Genomic DNA, 20,401 nt, shown 5'->3' with positions numbered 1-20,401 from the left:
GCCTATCAGGCGCGGCTGTATCCTCGGCCGAACGATCCCGCCCAGATCGAACCAATCAATTCAACTGACAGGGAGTGCAGCCATGGCTGTGTCGCAGGCTATTCCGATCACGCGCCATCCGTTCGCCAACGGGTCCTACAAGCAGATGCTGATCGACGGCAAGTGGGTCGATGCAGCCTCGGGCAAGCGCTTCGAGACCCGCAATCCCGCCACCGGCGAGCTGCTCGCAACCGTCGCCGAAGGCGACAAGGAAGACATCGATCGTGCGGTCGCGGCTGCGCGTCGCGCTTTCGAAGGCCCGTGGAGTAAGGTCAAGCCGTTCGAGCGGCAGAACCTGCTCCTGAGGCTCGCCGATCTCGTCGAGAAGAATTTCGACGAATTGTCGCAGCTCGACACGCTCGACATGGGCGCGCCGCTGAGCCGCACCCGTGCCTACCGCCTGCGCGCCGTCGGCATGCTGCGCTATTACGCCGGCCAGACCACCGCGATCCACGGCGAGACCATCGAGAACTCGCTACCCGGCGAGATATTCTCCTACACGCTGAAGGAGCCGATCGGCGTCGTCGGCGCCATCATTCCCTGGAACGGGCCGCTGACCGCGACGATCTGGAAGATCGGCCCGGCGATCGCGACCGGCTGCACCGTGGTGCTCAAGCCTGCCGAAGAAGCGCCGCTGACCTCGCTGCGCATCGCTGAGCTCGCAATGGAAGCGGGCGTGCCGCCCGGCGTCATCAACGTTGTCCCCGGCTATGGCGAGACCGCGGGGGCGTCGCTCGCCTCGCATCACGACGTCGACAAGGTCGCCTTCACCGGCTCGCATGTCACGGGCCAGTCGATCATCCGTGCGTCCGCCGGCAATCTCAAGCGCGTCTCGCTCGAGCTCGGCGGCAAGTCGCCGGACATCGTGTTCGCCGATGCCGATCTCGACGCCGCCGTGCCCGGCGCGGCGATGGCGGTGTTCGCCAATTCAGGGCAGATCTGCAGCGCCGGAACGCGCCTGTTTGTCGAGCACTCGATCTATGACGAATTCGTCGGCCGCGTCGCCGAGTTCGGCAAGAAGCTGCAGGTCGGCAACGGCCTCGATCCCAACGTGCAGATCGGGCCGCTCGTCTCGGAGCAGCAGCTCGAGCGCGTCACCGGCTATCTCGACGTCGGCCAGAAGGAGGGCGCGAGGGCGCTTGCCGGCGGCGGCCGTGTCACCGAAGGCGCGCTGTCGAAGGGCTTCTTCGTCTCGCCGACGGTGTTCGCGGGTGTCGAGGACAACATGCGCATCGCGCAGGAGGAGATTTTCGGCCCCGTCATCTCCGCAATCGCGTTCAAGGACATGGACGAGCTGGTCAAACGCGCCAACAACACCACGTTCGGCCTCGGCTCCGGTCTGTGGACGCGCGACGTCAGCAAGGCCCATGCGGTGGCGAAACGCTTGCGTGCCGGCTCGGTGTGGGTCAACTGCTACCAGGCGATGGATCCGGCCGTGCCGTTCGGCGGCTACAAGATGAGCGGCTACGGCCGCGAATCCGGCAAGCAGCACGTCGAGGAATATCTCAACGTGAAGGCCGTCTGGATCAAGACGGCGTAAGGCCGGCTCTCCTTCGCCTCTCCCCGCTTGCGGGGAGAGGCCGGAATTCGCGCAACGCGCGGATTCCGGGTGAGGGGGACTCTCCGCGAGTCCAACTCTCACCGCGATTGCCGAGGCAGCCCCCCACCCCAACCCCCTCCCCCTAAGAACGGGGAGAGGGAGAACAACCACCGCCTTCAGGCGGTCAGTCTCCCTCACAATCATCTGCATCCTTTCAAAGACATCCGGGGACCACATGAAATTCGAAGCCTTGTTCAAGCCGTTGCAGGTCGGTCCCTACCAGCTCGCGCATCGCGTCGCGATGGCGCCGCTAACGCGCATGCGGGCCGAGCGCGACACTTTCGCGCCGCGGCCACTCAACGCCGAATATTACGGCCAGCGTGCGACGAAGGGCGGCCTGATCATCGCCGAAGCCTCGCCGGTGCTCTCGCACGGCCGCGGCAATCCGGCGACACCCGGCATCTATTCGGAGGCGCAAGTCGCGGGCTGGCGCAAGGTGACGGATGCCGTGCACGCCAAGGGCGGCATCATCTTTCTCCAGCTCTGGCATGTCGGCCGCGTCTCTCATTCCTCCTTCCACGGCGGCGAGCTGCCGGTTTCGGCCTCGGCAATTCCGATCAAGGCCGAAGGCATGAAGGCGATGACGGCCGACGGAAAGATCGCCGACTACGAGACGCCGCGCGCGCTGGAGACTGATGAGGTGAAGGGCATCGTCGAGGCGTTCCGGCAGGGTGCCAAGAATGCGCTCGCCGCCGGCTTCGACGGTGTCGAGATCCACGGCGCCAACGGCTATCTGCTCGAGCAATTCCTGCAATCGCGCAGCAACCAGCGCACCGATCAATATGGCGGCGGAATCGAGAACCGCGCGCGCCTTCTGCTCGAGGTCACGCAGGCCGCGATCGACGTCTGGGGCTCGAACCGTGTCGCTGTGCGGCTGTCGCCCTACGGCATCGCCAATGATTCCGGCGAGCCCGATCCGATGCCGCTCTATACCCATGTCGTGAAGGCGCTCGAGAAGCTGGGTTTGGCGTACCTGCATTTCATCGAACCGCGCTCCAGCGGCTCGGGCCGCGCCGAGGTCAACTGGCAGAACGTGCCATCGGCGATGGTGCTGTTCCGTCCGCTCTACAGCGGCGTGCTGATGACCGCCGGCGGCTTCACCGGGGAGACCGCGAATGCGGCGATCGCCGACGGACATGCGGACATCATCGCCTTCGGCCGCATCTTCATCTCCAATCCTGATCTGCCGCGTCGTCTCGAGCACGGCTACCCGATCACGCCGTATAATCGCGCGACGTTCTACAGCGGCGAGGAGAAGGGGTACACGGATTATCCGGTGTATGACGAGCTGACGCCGGCTTGATCTGTCATTCCGGGGCGCGACGAAGTCGCGAACCCGGAATCCATCGGGCCGCATACCTGGACGTGGGATGGATTCCGGGCTCGATGCTTCGCATCGCCCCGGAATGACGAGCTTGCTTCGCTGCGCTAGCAATGACGACGGAGAGACGTCCATGGCCAAAGCCGCAGCCGCCGCAGGGATCGCCACCGGCCAATGCCTCTGCGGCAAGGTCGCCTTCGAGATCGACGTGCCCGCGCGCTGGGCCTGGCACGATCATTCCGCTGCCAGCCGCCGCGCCCATGGCGCGGCCTACGCCACCTATGTCGGAAGCTGGAAGAAGCGCTTCCGCATCACCTCAGGCAAGACCGCGCTGACCCGCTACGAGGACAAGGCGACGAAGATCGCGCGCAGCTTCTGCTCGCATTGCGGCACGCCGATCATGTACGAGCGCCCGCGCGGGCCGCACATGGTCAACATCCCGCGCGCCCTGTTCAACGAGCGCACCGGCCGCCAGCCGCTCTATCACATCGCCATCGAGGAGCTGCAGGAATGGGCCTATACCGGCGAGCCCCTGGTGCCGCTGAAGGGCTTTCCCGGCGTCGTCTGGCAGCGCTCGAAAAGGAAGAAGCGCGCTGGCGGGGACGACCCGTTCGAACTCGGGCGGGAGGAGATGTAGCGCCTCTCCCGCGCAACGCAGCCATGACCGCGCTTCCTTGCGCGTCTGCCAGCATCTCGGCCATCATGCTTTCGGTCCTTGCGGCAACGGTCCGCTCCTGGAGGAAACATGAAGAACAAGATCACCGGCCGCTCCGCCTTTCTCGCGCTGCTCAAGGACGAGGGCATCACGCATCTGTTCGGCAACCCTGGAACCACCGAACTGCCGATCATGCATGCGCTGAAGGACCATCCCGATCTCACTTATGTGATGGCGATGCAGGAGAGCCTGGTGGTCGCGATCGCCGACGGCTACAGCCGCGCTTCGGGCAAGCTCGTCGCCTGCAACGTTCACGTCGCGCCCGGCCTCGGCAACGCCATGGGCTCGCTCTACAACGCCCAGTTCACGGGCACGCCGATGATCCTGACGGCGGGCCAGCAGGAGCAGGGCCACGGTCTGATGGAGCCGGTGCTCTATGGTCCGCTGGTGCGCATGGCCGAGCCGCTGGTGAAATGGGCGGTCGAGGTGACACGGCTGGAGGACCTGCCGCGCATCGTGCGCCGTGCCGCGAAGGTTGCGACGACGCCGCCGACCGGGCCGGTGTTCATCTCGCTGCCCGGCGACATCCTCAACAGCGAGGCCGGGATCGATCTCGGCCGCTCCACCCGCATCGATGCGCGCACGAAACCGTCGGACGAGGCGCTGAAGGCCTTTGCCGCACGCCTGCTCAAGGCTGAGCGTCCCGTGATCGTCACCATGGACGAGGTGGTCAAGAGCGATGCTTTGACGGAGGCGGCTGAACTGGCCGAGCTGCTCGGCGCTGCGGCCTATCAGTCCTCGACGCCCTACGGCTCGCACTTTCTGTCCGAAAGCCCGAGCTTCGTCGGCACGCTCGCGCGCGTGCAGAAGGCCGCGCGCGATACGCTCGCGCCGTACGATCTGCTGATCGCGCTCGGCGGCGATCCGCTGCGGATGTCGGTCTATAGCGAGGTCGACGCGCTGCCTGAGGGCCTCGGCATCGTGCAGATCGGTCTCATCGATTGGGAGATTGCCAAGAACTACGGGGCCGAGATCGCGCTGAAGGCGGATCTGAAGGAAACACTGCGCGCGCTGATCCCGGTACTCAAGGAGATGGGCGGCGCGGCCCTCGCGAGCCGCGCCAAGCAGCGTCTCGCCGAGCTCGCGCCGAAGAACTGGACCGCGCGCCGCGCGGCGCTGGTCGAGCAGATCGGCAAGAGTGCCGGCCGCACACCGATCGATCCGGACTTCCTCGTGCTGCAAATGGTCGAGGCGATGCCTGACAACGCCATCCTGGTCGATGAAGGTCTCACCTCCAGCCGCCAGATCACGGCCCTGCATCCGCATCGCGACCGCTACGGCTATCACGGGCTCGCCTCCGGCGGCATCGGCTGGGGCCTGCCGGCCTCAGTCGGCGCCAGCATTGCCAATCCCGATCGCCCCGTGGTGTGCTTCTCCGGCGATGGCAGCGCGATGTACTCGATCCAGTCGCTCTGGACCGCGGCGCATCACAAGCTGCCGCTCAACGTCGTCATCGCCAACAATGGCGGCTATCGCATCATCAAGCAGCGCCTGCTCGCCTTCCACGGCGATGACAATTACGTCGGCATGGATTTCGTCAATCCGCCGGTCGATTTCGCCGGCGTCGCCAAGGCACTCGGCTGTGAGGCGATCAAGGTCAGCGATGTCAGCGAACTGAAGGCAACGCTGACGTCAGCGTTCAATCGGCCGGGAACCAAGCTGATCGAGGTGATGGTGGACGGGAAGGTGTAGCCCCGCAGTCGTCCCCGCGAAGGCGGGGACCCCATACCGCGTGATCTATCGACTGCGGCTGGTAGGCGTATCGAGCTCCCGAGTCTTCGCCAAACTACTTCCTGTGGTTATGGGTCCCCGCCTTCGCGGGGACGACAGCCTGGCTGTGGCGCGATCTTCCGCCTACCCCTTCTTCCCCACGCGATACTCCGCCGCGGGATGCGGCGCGTCGAGGCGCGCGCGGCCCTCGCCGAACAGTTTTTCCCGCAACGTGCCCTTGGCGTACTCGCTCTTGTACCTTCCGCGCCGCGTCAGCTCGGGCACCAGCATGTCGGCGATATCCTCGAAATCGCCGGGCGAGATCGCGAACGCGACGTTGAGGCCGTCGACATCCGTCGCCTCGAACCATGCTTCGATCTTGTCTGCGACCATCTCGGGCGTGCCGACCACGACCGGGCCAGCGCCGCCGATGCCGACATGCTCGATGACGTCGCGCACGGTCCAGACGCGGTCAGGGTCGGCGCGGGTCACGTTGTCCATCGCGCTGCGGCCGGCATCGTTCTGGACGTGGCGCACCTGCTGGTCGAGGTCGTAGCCGGAGAAGTCGACGCCGGTCCATCCCGACATCAGCGCCAGCGCGCCTTCTGGGCTGATGTGGCGGCGGTAGTCGGCGTATTTTTCCTTCGCCTCGGCTTCCGTCCGTCCGAGGATGATCGTCATCATCGAGAACATTAGGATCTCCGCCGGATCGCGGCCGAGTGCGGCAGCTTCCTGCCGGATCGCGGAGACGCGCGGCGCGATCACCTTGGCTGACGGTCCCGACATGAACACGCACTCGGCGTGCCTGGCCGCGAATTGCCGGCCGCGCGGCGAGGTGCCGGCCTGGTACAGCACGGGCGTGCGCTGCGGCGAGGGCTCGCTGAGGTGAATGGTGTTGTTGATGCGGTAGTTCGCGCCCGCATGATTGACGCGATGAACTTTTGCCGGGTCGGTGAAGATGCCGCGCTTGCGGTCGCGCAGCACGGCATCGTCTTCCCAGCTGCCTTCCCAGAGCTTGTAGACGACCTCCATATATTCGTCGGCGATGTCGTAGCGGTCGTCATGGCCGGTCTGCTTGTCCTTGCCGGCACCGCGCGCGGCGCTGTCGAGATAGCCGGTGACGACGTTCCAGCCGATCCGCCCCTCGGTGAGGTGATCGAGCGTCGACATCCGCCGTGCGAACGGATAGGGCGGCTCGAAGGACAGATTGCTGGTGACGCCGAATCCGAGATTTTGCGTCACCGCCGCCATCGCCGACAGCAGCAGCAGCGGCTCGTTCGACGGCGTCTGCGCTGCATTGCGCAAGGCTGCGTCAGGGCTGTTGCCATACACGTCATAGACGCCAAGCACGTCGGCCAGGAACAGCCCGTCGAAACGGCCGCGCTCCAGCGTCTTGGCGAGATCGATCCAGTAGGACAGGCGGTTATACTCGGCGGTACGGTCGCGCGGATGGGTCCACAGGCCCGGTGATTGGTGTGCGACGCAATTCATCGCAAAGGCGTTGAGCCTGATCTCTTTGGCCATGCTGGTCCCTCGGCGCCCTGTACTGAGCGCTCTTCGAATGATAGATGGCGCCCCAACTTGGCGAAGTTCTTGCATATAATTGGCCCTTGGCAAGGGCCAAGATAGAAGGCTTGCGCTTGGCAAAGCCAAAGTCAGCGTCGCAGCTGTGCCTGGCAAGCCAGTCTCAAGGAAGCAAGAACGAAATCCCAAGAGGACCACGAGAAGAGACCTACAAGAAGCGAACTACAAGAACTATCCGAGTCCCCGCCACTTTCGAAGGCCAACCCGCCTCAGGTAAGGTCCTTCGTCTCACATCTCGAAAAGCAAGCATGACCAGAGCCGACGCCATCGCCCGCGCCCGTGAGGATTTCAAGTCCGGCGCGTTCCTCGCTGAACTCGACCGCCGCGTCGCCTACAAGACCGAGAGCCAGAATCCGCAGCGCGGCCCCGAGCTGCGCGCCTATCTGGAGCAGGAGATGCAGCCGGCTTTCGCCGCGCTCGATTTTTCCAGCCGCATCGTCGAATCCCCGAGCGGCAAGGCGCCGTTCCTGTTCGCCGAGCATCACGAGAGCGCGTCTGCGCCGACCGTGCTGGTCTACGGCCATGGCGATGTCGTCGACGGCATGGAAGGCGAGTGGCGTGATGGCCGGGATCCCTGGCGCACCAATGCTTCCGGGACGCGCCTCTATGGCCGCGGCACCGCCGACAACAAGGGGCAGCACAGCATCAATATGGCCGCGCTGCGTGCGGTGCGCGAGGCGCGCGGCGGTAAGCTCGGCTTCAACGCCAAGTTCATCATCGAGATGGGCGAGGAGATCGGCTCGCCCGATCTCGGCAAGGTCTGCGATCTCCATCGCGACGCGCTCAAGGCCGACCTGTTCATGGCCTCCGACGGGCCGCGCCTCTCGGCCGATCGGCCGACGCTGTTTCTCGGCTGTCGTGGAGGCATCCGCATCCACCTCGACGTGAACTTGCGCGACGGCGGCCACCATTCCGGCAATTGGGGCGGCGTGCTCGCCAACCCCGCGACCATCCTGGTCAACGCGATCTCTACCCTGGTCGACGGCCACGGCCGTCTGCAGCTCGATGCCTTGAAGCCGCCGCGGCTGACCAACCAGATCCGCTCCTATCTCGCCGACGTCGAGGTGGTGCCGACTGCCGACGAGCCGGCGCTGGCCGAAAATTGGGGCGAGGAGGGGCTTTCGGCTGCTGAACGGCTCTACGCCTGGAACACGCTGGAAGTGCTGGCGATGTCCTCAGGCAATATCGAGAAGCCGGCCAACGCGATCCCCGGCCAGGCCAGTGCCGTGCTGCAACTGCGTTTCGTGGTTGGGACCAAGGTTGAAGGGCTGATCGACGCTGTCCGCGCGCATCTGGTCGGACGCGGTTTTCCGATGGTCGAGGTGCGCGCGGCGCAGAGTTTTGCTGCATCGCGCACCGATTTCGACAGCCCGTGGATCAAATGGGCGGCGGATTCGGTGCGAGAGACCACCGGCAAGGCGCCGGCCGTGCTGCCGAATTTCGGCGGTTCGCTGCCCAACGACGTGTTTTCCGAGATCCTGGGACTGCCGACGATCTGGGTGCCGCATTCCTATCCCGGCTGCTCCCAGCATGCGCCCAATGAGCACATCCTGCTGCCATTGACCGAAGAGGCCTTGACGGTGATGGCCGGGCTGTTCTGGGATCTCGGCGAGTTGCCAAAGCCACCGACTGGCCCGTTAACCTGAGCCGATAATCCAGCCGAAAGTTACATTCTAATCCGGCCCGATTTGTGCTTGCATCCGGGCCGCATCATCCGAAAGGGGAAGAAAAACGTGAAACATTTCCGTCACATCGGGCTCGCGCTCGCCGCGACCCTCGTCGTCAGCCAAGCCGGGGCCCAGGAGCTGACCGGCACGCTGAAGAACATCAAGGACACCGGCGCCATCACGCTCGGTTTCCGCGATTCCTCGATCCCGTTCTCCTATCTTGACGACAACCAGAAGCCGGTCGGCTTCGCGATGGACATCTGCTACAAGATCGTCGACGCCGTGAAGAAGGAGCTCAAGCTCGACAAGCTCGAGGTCAAGCTCAACCCGGTGACCTCGGCGACGCGTATCCCGCTGATGGCCAACGGCACCATCGACCTCGAATGCGGCTCGACCACCAACAATGCCGAGCGCCAGAAGCAGGTCGCCTTCACCAACACCCACTACCTGACCGCCAGCCGCTATGTCTTCAAGAAGTCGAGCGGCCTGAAGTCGATCGATGACCTCAAGGGCAAGACCGTGGTCTCGACCGCCGGCACCACCAACATCAAGCAGCTCACCGAAGCCAACGCCGCCAAGGGCCTCGGCGCCAACATCATTCCGGCCAAGGATCACGCCGAAGCCTTCTTGATGGTCGAGACCGACCGCGCGGTCGCCTTCGTCATGGACGACATCTTGCTGGCGAGCCTCGTCGCCGGTTCGAAGAACCCGGGCGACTACGTTATCTCCAAGGATGCGTTCTCCAAGCCGGAGCCCTACGGCATCATGCTGCGCAAGGACGATCCCGCGTTCAAGAAGGTCGTCGATGCGGCCACGGCTGCGCTCTACACCTCCGGCGAGGCCCAGAAGATCTACGATAAGTGGTTCACCCAGAAGATCCCGCCGAAGGGACTGAACCTCAACACGCCGATCTCGGCCGAGCTGAAGAACGAGTTCGCCAAGCCGACGGACTCGCCGAACCCGGACGACTACAAGTAAGCTAAAACCTCGATCTTTCGATCGGGATCATGTCCGGCCACTCTTGACACTGGGGTGGCCGGACATTTGCATAGGCGCTCAAGACGTCCAATGACGGGCGCGTTCGCGCGGGGGACACGTGAACTACAACTGGAACTGGGGAATCTTCTTCCAGCCGAACCCGATGGGGACCGGCACCTACCTCGACATGCTGCTGTCGGGGCTGGCGCTGACCCTCAAGACCGCGGCGCTGGCCTGGGTGATCGCGCTGATCACAGGCTCGATCGTCGGCGTCATGCGCACGCTGCCGTCGAAGGGCGCCAATTGGTTCGGCTTCGCCTACGTCGAATTCTTCCGCAACATGCCGCTTCTGGTGCAGCTCTTCCTGTGGTTTTTCGTGCTGCCGGAAATTCTGCCGAGGGCGGCCGGGCTGTGGCTGAAGCAATTGCCGAACGCGCCGTTCTGGACGGCGGCGATCGGGGTCGGCTTCTTCATGTCGGCGCGCGTAGCCGTGCAGCTGCAGGCCGGCATCTCCTCGCTGCCGCGCGGGCAGAAGATGGCGGCGACTGCGCTCGGCCTGACCACCGTGCAGGGCTATCGCTACGTGCTGCTGCCGATGGCCTTCCGCATCATCCTGCCGCCGCTGACGTCTGAATTCCTCAACACCATCAAGAACACCGCCGTCGCCATCACCATCGGCCTGCTCGAGCTGACCGGACAGGCGCGCTCGATGCAGGAATTCTCGTTCCAGGTGTTCGAGGCCTTCACCGCCGCGACCATCCTCTATCTCCTCGTCAACGCCGTCGTCGTGACCGCGATGCGCTTCCTCGAGCGCTGGGTTGCGATCCCCGGCTACATCACGGGGAAATAAGCGATGCTCGGCAATCTCGATTTCGACGTCATCCGCCGCGCGCTGCCGTATCTGTTCTACGAGGGCATGACGTTCACACTGACGCTGACCTTCCTCGCAGCTCTCGGCGGCCTCATCTTCGGTACGGCGCTCGCCCTGATGCGCCTGTCCGGATTCAAGATTCTGGGCCGCATCGCCGGCATCTATGTCGACTTCATGCGCTCGCTGCCGCTGGTGCTGGTGATCTTCTGGTTCTACTTCCTGGTGCCCTATATCGGGCAGTGGGTGACAGGCGCCTCGCGTCCGATCAGCGTCGGCGCGTTCACGTCCTCGCTCGTCACTTTCATCATGTTCGAGGCGGCATATTTCTCCGAGATCATGCGCGCCGGCATCCAGTCGATCTCGCGCGGCCAGCCGGCCGCGGCGAGTGCGCTGGGGCTGACCTACGCCCAGAGCATGCGCTACGTCGTGCTGCCGCAGGCCTTCCGCAACATGCTGCCGGTGCTGATAACGCAAACCATCGTGCTGTTCCAGGACACCTCGCTGGTCTACGTCCTGTCGATCACCGACTTCCTGGGCGCGGCGAGCAAGGTGGCGCAGCGTGACGGCCGCCTGGTCGAAATGTATCTGTTCGCCGCCGTGGTCTACTTCACCATCTCCTGTATCGCGTCCTACGGCGTCCGCCGCCTCCAGGCGCGCATCGCCATCATTCGCTAGGGCTCCCCGCTCATGATCGAAATCAGCCACGTCAACAAATGGTACAGCCCCACCTTCCAGGTGCTGACCGACTGCACCACCAATGTCACCAAGGGCGAGGTCGTCGTGGTCTGCGGCCCCTCCGGCTCGGGCAAGTCGACGCTGATCAAATGCGTCAATGCGCTGGAGCCGTTCCAGAGCGGCGACATCCTGGTCGACGGCACCAAGGTCAACGATCCCAAGACCGATCTGCCGAAGCTGCGCTCGCGCGTCGGCATGGTGTTCCAGCATTTCGAGCTGTTTCCGCACCTTAAGATCATCGACAATCTCTGCCTGGCGCAGGAGAAGGTGCTGGGCAGGGGGCATGACAAGGCGCAGGCCAAGGGCATGCAGCTGCTCGAGCGCGTCGGCTTGAAGGAGCAGGCGCAGAAATTCCCGGCGCAGCTCTCCGGCGGCCAGCAGCAGCGCGTCGCCATCGCTCGCGCGCTCGCGATGGATCCGATCGTGATGCTGTTCGACGAGCCGACCTCGGCGCTCGATCCGGAAATGGTCAGCGAGGTGCTCGACGTCATGGTCGATCTCGCCCGCGAGGGCATGACCATGATGGTCGTCACCCACGAGATGGGTTTTGCCCGCAAAGTCGCCAACCGCGTCATCTTCATGGACCGCGGCGAGATCGTCGAGGACGCAGCGAAGGACGATTTCTTCGGCAAACCCCGCAGCGACCGCGCGCAGAAGTTCTTGTCGAAGATTCTGTCGCATTAACCCGTCGTCATCCCGGGGCGCGCGTAGCGCGAGCCCGGGATCCATCAAGCGGGGCAGTACCGCGGTGAGATGGATTCCGGGCTCATTCGCCTTGCGAATGCCCCGGAATGACGGATCGTGGGTTTATCCAGCCCGCCAAATCTCCTATACCGGTGGCCAAATCCCTTCCTCCCAGGAGACCTGCCTTGGACTCGATCGCCTACGTCAACGGCTCATTCGTCCCGCTCTCGGAAGCCAAGATCTCGGTGCTCGATCGCGGCTTCCTGTTCGCCGACGGCATCTACGAGGTCTCGGCCGTGCTCGACGGCAAGCTGGTCGACAATGCTTCGCATCTGGCGCGGCTGGAGCGGTCCGTCGGCGAGATCAAGTTGAAGCTGCCGGAGACCATCGAGCGCATCACCGAGCTGCAGAAGGAGCTGATCGCGCGCAACAAGCTCGTGAACGGCCTCGTCTATCTCCAGGTGACGCGCGGTGCCGACAAGGGGCGCGACTTCCCGTTCCCCAAGGCTGACGTCAGGTCGAGCCTGGTGATGTTCACGTCGGAGAAGGACATCATCAATGCCGCGGTGGCCAAGACCGGCATCAACGTCATCACGGTGCCCGACATCCGCTGGGAGCGCCGCGACATCAAGAGCGTGGCGCTGCTGGCGCAGGTGCTGGCAAAGCAGGCCGCGGCGGAAGCCGGCGCCGGCGAAGCCTGGATGCTGCAGGATGGCTATGTGACCGAAGGCGGCTCGTCCACGGCATTCATCCTGACCAAGGACGACGTGATCGTCACCCGCCAGAACTCCAACGCGATCCTGCCCGGCTGCACCCGCAAGGCCGTGATCGCGCTTGCCGAGGAGCGCCAGCTCCGCGTCGAGGAGCGTTCCTTCACGGTCGCCGAAGCGCTCGCCGCCAAGGAAGCGTTCATCACCAGCGCATCCTCCTTCGTGCAGCCGGTGGTCGCCATCGACGGCAAGACTATCGGCGACGGCAAGCCCGGCCCGATGGCGACGCGCCTTCGCGAGATCTACGTGGACTTCGCCAAGGCGACGGCGGTGTAAGCGGCATAGGTAGCTGTCGTAGGGTGAGCAAAGGCGCGCTTGCGCCGTGCCCACGCCTTCTCACGTTTTTGCTGAAGAATGGTGGGCACGCTTACGCTTTGCCCACCCTACGAGACCGTCCGTTGCCGTCGGTTTAAGCCACTGACGCCTTCACCTTCACCGAATGCACGGCGCGGAATGCGATCGCGATCCTGTTCCAGGCATTGATGGCACCGATCAGCATGGTCAGGTTCACCGTCTCCTCCTCGGAGAACTGCGCGCGGACCTGTTCGTAAGTCTCGTCGGGCGCATGCGTCTCTGAGATCAGCGTCACCGCTTCGGTCCAGGCGAGCGCGGCGCGCTCGCGGTCGGAATAGAGCGGGGATTCGCGCCAGGCGTTGAGCAGGTAGATGCGCTGCTCGGTCTCGCCGCGCTTGCGGGCGTCCTCGGTGTGCATGTTGATGCAGAAGGCGCAGCCGTTGATCTGCGAGGCCCGGATCTTGACCAGCTCGATCAGCGATTTCTCCAGGCCGGTCGACTGGATCTGCTGCTCAAGCGCCACCAGCGCTTTGATCGTATCGGGCGCGGCCTGGTAGTAGTTCATGCGGGGCTTCATGGTCGTTCTCCTTTTCTTTGGTTGGGTCAGTGGGCTCCGCCGGCCGAGACTTGGCCGGGCCTCTTCAGAAAGAATACGGCGATGAGAGCGACGATCAGCGCCATTCCGAGCAGGTAGAAAGTATCGCTGAAGGCGAAGATATAGGCCTGCTTCTGCACGGTATGGCCGATCGCGACATAGGCGCGATGCGCGGCGTCCGCACGGTCGAGAACGCCGTGATTGACGAAATATTGCGTGAGCTGCTCGAGCCGCGTTCGTGTGGCCTCCTCGAACACAGAGACCGACTGCATCAGCACGTTGGAGTGATATTGCTCGCGCTTGGACAGCACGGTTTGCAGCAGCGCGATGCCGACGGCGCCGCCGAGATTGCGCATCATGTTGAACAGGCCGGAGGCCGAGCCCGCATTCTCCGCTTCGATGCCTGCGGTCGCGACCGCCGACAACGGCGCCATCACCAGCGCCTGGCCGATGGCGCGCACGATATTGGGCCACAGCAGCTGGTCGGCGGCATAGTCGTTGGTCATGTTGATGTTCATGAAGTTGGATGCTGCGAACAGAACGAAGCCGACGCCGATGATGATCCGCGCATCGAACTTCTGCATCAGGCGCGGCACCAGCGGGATCAGCACGAGTTGCGGCAGCCCGGTCCAGGCCAGCACCATGCCGATCTGCTCGGCATTGTAGCCCTGAATACGCGCCAGATATTGCGGCAGGATGAACACGGAGCCGTAGAGTGCAATGCCGAGCAGGAAGTTCGCGAGCATGCCGAAGCCGAAATTGCGACGCACGAGCAGACGCAGATTGAGCAGCGGCTTCTTCACCGTGAGTTCGATAATCAGGAATGCCGTCAGCGCAACAGCGGCGATGATCGAGAGCTTGACGATGAACGGCGAGCCGAACCAGTCGTCCTTGTTGCCTTCCTCCAGCACGGTCTGGAGCGCGGACAGGCCGATCGCCATGGTGATGATGCCGGCCCAGTCGCCCTCGCGAAGCAGCGCCAGCTTCATCGGCTTGGGCTCGAGCGCGTACCAGAGCATGCCGACCATGATCGCGCCGGGAACCAGGTTGACGTAGAAGATGTATTGCCAGCCGAAATTCTCGGTGAGATAGCCGCCGATGGTCGGGCCGATCGCCGGCGCGAAAGTCGCCGACAGCGCGAACAGCGCAAGGCCGACCGGCTGCTTGGCGCGCGGCAGCAGCATGATGATCAGCGTGAACGCCATCGGGATCAGCACGCCGCCGGTGAAGCCCTGGATAGCGCGCAGCACGATCATCTGCGACAGATCCTGCGCCAGTGCGCAGGCCGCGGACAGAACCAGGAACAGGATCGCGTTGGTGAGCAGATAGATGCGGATCGAGAACACCTGCGCGAGCCAGCCCGACAGCGGGATGACCACGATCTCGGCGATCAAATAGGAGGTCGAGATCCAGCCGCCGTCGTCGATGCCGGCGCCGATCGCGCCCTGAATGTCCGCGAGCGAGGCGTTGACGATCTGGATGTTCAGAACCGCCATAAAGGCGCCGAGCGTGGCGCCGATCACCGCAATCCAGGTCTTTGTCGACACCGCCGGCGCGGCGGATGCTACGGGGGCGGGAAGATTGGCGGAGGTGGCGTTGAGGGCCGGTTGGAGCGTGCCCATGGCTTCAACCCCCATTCGCGCGGGACGTATTGTCGGCAAGGCGCTTGGCCGTCTCGCGCTCGGCCAGCACCGCCTGTTTGGTGTCGACGGTCGGCACCGCGGACATGCCGGGCCGCAGCAAGCCGGTGAGGCTGTGGTCGTCGAGGACGATCTTCACCGGAACGCGCTGCACGATCTTTGTGAAATTGCCGGTGGCGTTGTCGGGCGGCAGCAGCGCGAATTCGAGCCCGCTCGCCGGCGACAGGCTGTCGACATGGCCGCGCAGGCTGATGTTGCGGAAGCTGTCGACGTGCAGCTCGACCGGCTGGCCCGGCCGCACATGGGTGAGCTGGGTCTCCTTGAAATTGGCGACGACGTAGACGGCGTCGAGCGGCACCACCGCCATCAATTGCGTGCCGGCCTGCACGTATTGGCCGACACGCAAGCTGCGGGCGCCGACCGTGCCGTCCACCGGCGCGGTGATCTCGGTATAGGACAGGTTCAGCGCCGCCTGCTGCGCGACCGCGCGGGCGCGTTCGAGCTGGGCGGTGGCCTGGGCGCGCTGGGTGGTGAGCACGTCGACCTTGCGCTGCGCGGCGACGAGGCCGGACTTGGCATGCTGCAATTGCGCGCTGCTGGCGCGCAGCGCCGCGTCGGTCTGCTGCGCGCGCTGGATCGTGCCGGAGCCCGACTTCATGAGGTCGTCGTAGCGGGCGCGCTCCTCCTGCGCGAATTTCAGATTGGCTTCTGCAGCGGCGACGTCGGCGGTGCTCTGTTCAATGATCGGCTGCTGCAGTTCGAGCTGGGCGTCGATGTTGCGGACCGAGGCTTCGCCGGCGGCGACGTCGGCTTTCGCCTGATCGAGCGCCGCCTTGAAATCGCGGTCGTCGATCTTGGCCAGCAGCTGGCCCGCCCGAACCTTCTCATTGTCGCCGACCAGCACCTTGGCGATGTAGCCGGAGACCTTCGGCGCGACGATCGTGGAGTCCGCCTTCACATAGGCGTCGTCGGTGGATTCGAGGTAGCGGCCGTTGGTCCAGTAATCGTGTCCGTAGTAGGCCATGGTTGCAGTGCCTGCGAGCAGCGCGAGCACCAAGGCCGCGCGCCGGACCCTGTTCCGGGCTGGCATAGCGGGCGGCGCCTTGGCGTAATCGCGCGTGATTTCAGTGGCTTGCTGGAAGGTCTCGGCGCGGGGCATTTCGGACATTGCAGTCTCCTGTCGGCTCGCTGAGACTATCGGTCTTGCTGGCCCGGATGATAATCGGCTAGATTCTGGAAGGATTATCCATTCAAGGTGGATAATCTGAGCGGTCACCCTGGTTCGTGATGTCTACCGGGTCAGGCGAGCGGCTACGCCAGCGCGATTGCCGCGCGATTGCTGCTGAGGCGCACATCCCAGTCAAGGAAAGCCATGGATCGATTGACCAGCCTCGAAGTGTTCAGCCGGGTGGTCGAGACCGGCGGCTTCTCCGCAGCAGCCCGCAAGCTCAACATGTCGACCACCATGGTGAGCAATCACGTGCAGGCATTGGAAGACCGGCTCGGGGTGCGGCTGCTTCACCGCACCACGCGCAAGGTCAATCTGACCGAGATCGGGAAGGCCTATTACGACCGCTGCGTCCAGATTCTCGCCGACATCGAACAGGCCGACGACATCGCGAGCGAATTGCAGTCGGTGCCGCGCGGCACGCTGCGCATTCACGTCGCCACGCACATGGTGCCGTTCGTCGCGCCGATTGCGGCCAAACTGCTGTCGACCTATCCGGAGCTCAAGATCGATCTGCGCATGGGCGAGGCCGAGGTCGACCTCATCGAGGAAGGCTATGACGTTGCCCTGCGCATGACACAGCCACCGGATTCAAGCCTGATCGTGCGCAGCCTTGCCACCTGGCGCCACGTGCTGTGCTGCTCCCACGATTACATCGAGAAGCACGGCCGGGTGCAGAAGCTCGACGAGCTCACCGGGCACAATTGTGGTCGGCACTTGAACTATCCGTTCGGCGACGAATGGCGCTTCCTCGATCGTAAGGGCACGCCGGCCTCGGTGCGCGTCTCCGGCAGCTTCGTCACCAATAGCGGAGAAGCGCTGCGCGAGGTCGCGCTGGAGGGCGCCGCAATCTGCCTGATGGCGGGGTTCCTCATTCAGGATGATCTCGAAGCCGGCCGCCTCGTGCGCCTGTTGCCGGAATATCGGACGGTCGAGCTCTCCATGAACGCGGTCTATCCGCATCGTCATCATCTGTCGGCGAAAGTGAGGACCTTCATCGACCTGCTCGTGCACCACAGCGCCGAGCAGCAGAAGCTGATCAACCCGTATTCATGAGACCTTTCACCGCCGGCTCCACGTGCGGCAGAAAGCGTGTTGACAACGCCGAGTTGTCTGCAACAATACAACCTGAGATATGAATGATGTATTTGGGACCGAGGCATTCGGTTCGATCCTTTTTTGATACGACGTTTCGTCCAGGCCGGCTTTCTAGCTTCTCCTCTTCCATCTGTTGCTCTTCCATGTTTGACGGATCGACCGGGGGCAAGCCGGTCAACGTTCGCTTGCGTGAGAGCTTCGCAAGGGATTGGCGGCATCATCCTGTGATGGAGCTGGATGGCTTGGTCTGGCCCGACTGCGGCTCTAGGGAGGCTTCGATGACCATTGCCAGAACAGGATGGATTGCGACTTTGCTGCTCAGCCTCGTGATGGCGGGTGGCGTGCAGCCTTCTCCTGCTACGGCCGACGATGCGTGGCCGGTCAAGAACAAGCTGATCGGCAAGGACGGAGGCAAGTCGAAGGATGTCAGCGGCATCGCCTGCACGACCGCTGATGGGTTTCCCCGTTCGTGCCTCGTTATCGACGACAATCTCCAGGGCGCTCAATTCATCGAATTGACCGACGGCAAGCTCGTCGCCGGCAGCCCCGTGAAGTTGATCAACAACACGTTCAATGGCAAGGCGCTCGAACTTGATGGCGAGGGCGTCGCCTTCTCCAAACGGCAGTATTACGTCATCGGCTCGCATGGCCATCCGCGGGACAAGGACCACAAGCTCGACCCCAAGAAAGATGCCGATAAGATTCGGGCCAGGATTGCCGCAAGCAGCCAGATCGTTCGGTTCCGCACGACGGGGGCAGATGGCAATGCGTCGGGCCTCGAGCGTACGGGGCAATTGCGAGAGGTCATCGCGGCCGAACCTGCGCTTCTCGAGTTCATGGATATCAGGCTGGAGAAGAACGGCTTGACCATCGAGGGCGTGGCGATCAAGGACGATCGGACGTTGCTCGCGGGATTCCGGGGCCCCGTCTTGAACGACAATCGCGCCGTCGTCCTCTCGGTAGAGATAGACGCGCTGTTCGGTGATCGAAAAAGCACGACTCACCGGCTGTTCCGACTTCCGCTCGGTGACAACAGGGGTGTACGCGATCTCGCCGCGTTCGGCGATCGCACCCTCATCCTGGCCGGTCCTGTTGCGGACGGGCCGGGAGCCTACGCAATATATTCTTGGGACGGAGAGTCCGAGACCGTGCGGCTATTGAAGGAACTCCCGTTCGATCCAAAGCGAAAGCCGGAGGGACTACTGCCGTTGGGCGCGACTTCCGCCGGACTGCGGGTCCTGATCGTATTCGACAGCGATAAGGAAGGTACGCCCACCCCCATCGAAATACCACGATGAACGGGATCGGACCTCCCCTCGCCTTGTCCAGCCGGCCGAACGAACGAGGCGCCACCTTCCAGCATTTCCGGAGGGAGTCCGTCAGCGAGCCGGTGGCGGCAAGCGCCCGAACGCAGCCTCGAGCGCCATGCCGATCGCGAGCAGGCGGGGATCGCTGCCGGCGGGGCCATCGAGCTCAAGCCCGATCGGCAATCTGCTGCTGGCGCCGAGCGCGATCGGGATCTGGATGCCGGGAATCCCGGCATTGCTGCCTGGGTCCGTGTTCTGAATGAACAGGCCGAAATTCTCGAGGCTGCTGGACTCCGGATTGGAGGGAATGGCGACGCGCGGCGTGGTTGGGAAGGCGATCGCATCGAGCCGGTTGTCGGCAAAGCTCCTGGCGTACAGCGCCTGCAGCGCGGGGCGCGCAATCTCGATCGCGGCGTCGTAGATCGGCTTGGCGTCGACCAGGGTGCCGTCGGGACCAGGCAGCTTGCGCGGGATCACCAAGCCGTCATAGGTGCCCTTCACATCGGCGCTGGCGATCTGCTCCGCCAGTGCCGCGATGGAGAGGCCGGTGCCGGTGTGCCTGAGATAGGCGACCAGATCGTCATAGGCCTCGTACAGCGCGACGGGAAAGCTGACCTGGGCGTCGAGCTCTGCCAGTTGCGGCATCTCGATCCCGACGACCGTGACGCCTTGCACCTTCATTTTCGCGACGGCTTCCTGGAACGCGGCCTCGGTGTCGGCATCGAGATTGGCCAGCATCGATCTCGCGAGGCCGACGCGGACCTGCGTCAGATCCGCCGGCGCAAGCGCATCGCCACCGGCGATGACGCGGTCGAGCAGCGCGACATCCGCCATGGTCGCAGCCATCGGGCCTGCGGTATCGCGGGTGTGCGAGATCGGCGCGATGCCGTCTTGCGGGTAGCGGCCGACCGTCGGGCGCAGCGAGGCGCATCCGTTCAGGGCGGCAGGCACCCGCACCGACCCGCCGGTGTCCGTGCCGAGCCCGCCGGCGACGATCCGCGCGCCAATCGCCGCGCCCGTGCCTGACGAGGAGCCGCCGGCGATCAAAGTGCGATCATAGGCGTTGCGCACGCCATACTCGGCGCCGGTCTTGAACGCGGTGTTGTAGCCGGAGATGCCGAAGGCGAGCTCGTGCATGCTGGTCTTGCCGATGATGATCGCTCCGGCATCGCGCAGCTTTGTCACGACAGGCGCGTCGGCCTTCGGAATGTAATCCTTCAGCGCCGGTGTGCCGGCGCTACAGGGCAGTCCCGCGACCTCGATATTGTCCTTGATCACGATGGGTACGCCGCCGAGCGGCTTTGTCCTGTCGCCTGCCGCGTCGAACGCGGCCGCGGCCTTCAAGGCGCCGGCTTCGTCCAGGGTGACAAAGACATTGAGTTCGGCGTTGGCCTTGGCGCGGGCCAGGGCTTCCCGGGTGAGTGCGGTGCTCGTGAATGTCCCGGCGGCGAGGCCGGCCGCGGCCTCGGTCAGTGTCAACTGGTCGAAATCCATGATGCATCACCCGATCGCAGGAGGCCATCAGAGCGTCCCTTAAGGAGCAGAGGCTGAAGCGTCCGCGGCGC

Annotated in this window: 17 protein-coding genes; 12 read left to right on the top strand and 5 right to left on the bottom strand. The window is 64.2% G+C overall.

Annotated features, from left to right (window positions below; all coding sequences use genetic code 11):
• The first annotated feature begins 82 nt into the window (after positions 1 to 82).
• From I6F24_RS14380 to I6F24_RS14365, 4 genes are all read left to right on the top strand, one after another.
• Positions 83 to 1,579, top strand: a complete 1,497-nt coding sequence (locus I6F24_RS14380) for an aldehyde dehydrogenase family protein (RefSeq protein WP_225149348.1) — start codon at positions 83 to 85, stop codon at positions 1,577 to 1,579.
• A gap of 235 nt (positions 1,580 to 1,814) precedes the next feature.
• Positions 1,815 to 2,942, top strand: coding sequence for an alkene reductase (locus tag I6F24_RS14375; RefSeq protein WP_036021039.1), 1,128 nt, complete (start codon positions 1,815 to 1,817; stop codon positions 2,940 to 2,942).
• A gap of 151 nt (positions 2,943 to 3,093) precedes the next feature.
• Complete coding sequence (locus I6F24_RS14370; protein ID WP_036021041.1) at positions 3,094 to 3,597, top strand: GFA family protein; 504 nt, start codon at positions 3,094 to 3,096, stop codon at positions 3,595 to 3,597.
• A 108-nt stretch (positions 3,598 to 3,705) separates the two neighbouring features.
• The gene (locus I6F24_RS14365) at positions 3,706 to 5,367 is read left to right on the top strand and encodes a thiamine pyrophosphate-binding protein (RefSeq protein WP_036021044.1); all 1,662 of its coding nucleotides are present in this window, start codon (positions 3,706 to 3,708) and stop codon (positions 5,365 to 5,367) included.
• Positions 5,368 to 5,529: 162 nt separating this feature from the next.
• On the opposite strand, the gene I6F24_RS14360 is transcribed toward I6F24_RS14365, so the two are convergent.
• Positions 5,530 to 6,909 carry an LLM class flavin-dependent oxidoreductase gene (locus I6F24_RS14360; protein ID WP_036021046.1) on the bottom strand — a complete coding sequence of 460 codons (1,380 nt, stop codon included), beginning with the start codon at positions 6,907 to 6,909 and terminating at the stop codon, positions 5,530 to 5,532.
• 308 nt (positions 6,910 to 7,217) lie between these two features.
• Between I6F24_RS14360 and I6F24_RS14355 the strand changes: the two genes are divergently transcribed.
• The 6 genes from I6F24_RS14355 (at position 7,218) to I6F24_RS14330 (ending at position 12,950) form a co-directional block, all read left to right on the top strand.
• Complete coding sequence (locus I6F24_RS14355; protein WP_036021049.1) at positions 7,218 to 8,615, top strand: M20 family metallopeptidase; 1,398 nt, start codon at positions 7,218 to 7,220, stop codon at positions 8,613 to 8,615.
• Between the two features lie 87 nt (positions 8,616 to 8,702).
• Positions 8,703 to 9,614, top strand: coding sequence for an amino acid ABC transporter substrate-binding protein (locus I6F24_RS14350; RefSeq protein WP_036021110.1), 912 nt, complete (start codon positions 8,703 to 8,705; stop codon positions 9,612 to 9,614).
• A gap of 118 nt (positions 9,615 to 9,732) precedes the next feature.
• Positions 9,733 to 10,464 carry an amino acid ABC transporter permease gene (locus I6F24_RS14345; protein WP_035997279.1) on the top strand — a complete coding sequence of 244 codons (732 nt, stop codon included), beginning with the start codon at positions 9,733 to 9,735 and terminating at the stop codon, positions 10,462 to 10,464.
• A 3-nt stretch (positions 10,465 to 10,467) separates the two neighbouring features.
• Entirely contained in the window at positions 10,468 to 11,160 is a 693-nt protein-coding gene (locus I6F24_RS14340; protein ID WP_036021052.1) for an ABC transporter permease subunit, read from the top strand.
• 12 nt (positions 11,161 to 11,172) lie between these two features.
• A complete protein-coding gene (locus I6F24_RS14335) occupies positions 11,173 to 11,904 on the top strand; it encodes an amino acid ABC transporter ATP-binding protein (protein WP_035997285.1) in 732 nt (243 codons plus the stop codon).
• 185 nt (positions 11,905 to 12,089) lie between these two features.
• Complete coding sequence (locus I6F24_RS14330) at positions 12,090 to 12,950, top strand: D-amino-acid transaminase (RefSeq protein ID WP_036021055.1); 861 nt, start codon at positions 12,090 to 12,092, stop codon at positions 12,948 to 12,950.
• 133 nt (positions 12,951 to 13,083) lie between these two features.
• Here I6F24_RS14330 and I6F24_RS14325 read toward each other — a convergent pair whose 3' ends face one another.
• From I6F24_RS14325 to I6F24_RS14315, 3 genes are read right to left on the bottom strand one after another with little or no spacing between them, the layout of a single operon-like run.
• The gene (locus I6F24_RS14325) at positions 13,084 to 13,545 is read right to left on the bottom strand and encodes a carboxymuconolactone decarboxylase family protein (protein WP_036021059.1); all 462 of its coding nucleotides are present in this window, start codon (positions 13,543 to 13,545) and stop codon (positions 13,084 to 13,086) included.
• 26 nt (positions 13,546 to 13,571) lie between these two features.
• Entirely contained in the window at positions 13,572 to 15,185 is a 1,614-nt protein-coding gene (locus I6F24_RS14320; RefSeq protein ID WP_225149347.1) for an MDR family MFS transporter, read from the bottom strand.
• 4 nt (positions 15,186 to 15,189) lie between these two features.
• Positions 15,190 to 16,371: an HlyD family secretion protein gene (locus I6F24_RS14315; protein WP_225149346.1), complete on the bottom strand. Its 1,182-nt coding sequence runs from the start codon at positions 16,369 to 16,371 to the stop codon at positions 15,190 to 15,192.
• Positions 16,372 to 16,575: 204 nt separating this feature from the next.
• On the opposite strand from I6F24_RS14315, the gene I6F24_RS14310 reads away from it, so the two are divergent.
• Positions 16,576 to 17,487, top strand: coding sequence for a LysR family transcriptional regulator (locus I6F24_RS14310; protein ID WP_035997299.1), 912 nt, complete (start codon positions 16,576 to 16,578; stop codon positions 17,485 to 17,487).
• 320 nt (positions 17,488 to 17,807) lie between these two features.
• Positions 17,808 to 18,827 (top strand): DUF3616 domain-containing protein, encoded by a 1,020-nt coding sequence (locus tag I6F24_RS14305; RefSeq protein WP_225149345.1) that lies wholly within the window; start codon positions 17,808 to 17,810, stop codon positions 18,825 to 18,827.
• Between the two features lie 81 nt (positions 18,828 to 18,908).
• Here the strand turns inward: I6F24_RS14305 and iaaH are convergent, their stop codons facing one another.
• Positions 18,909 to 20,330, bottom strand: coding sequence for an indoleacetamide hydrolase (iaaH, locus tag I6F24_RS14300; protein WP_225149344.1), 1,422 nt, complete (start codon positions 20,328 to 20,330; stop codon positions 18,909 to 18,911).
• Between the last annotated feature and the right edge of the window lie 71 nt (positions 20,331 to 20,401).

Origin of the sequence: Bradyrhizobium sp. BRP23, from assembly GCF_020194135.1 — a bacterium.
Classification (GTDB): domain Bacteria; phylum Pseudomonadota; class Alphaproteobacteria; order Rhizobiales; family Xanthobacteraceae; genus Bradyrhizobium; species Bradyrhizobium yuanmingense.
The sequence above is the reverse complement of the archived record's forward strand: the minus strand, read 5'-3'. Positions and strand labels throughout refer to the sequence as shown.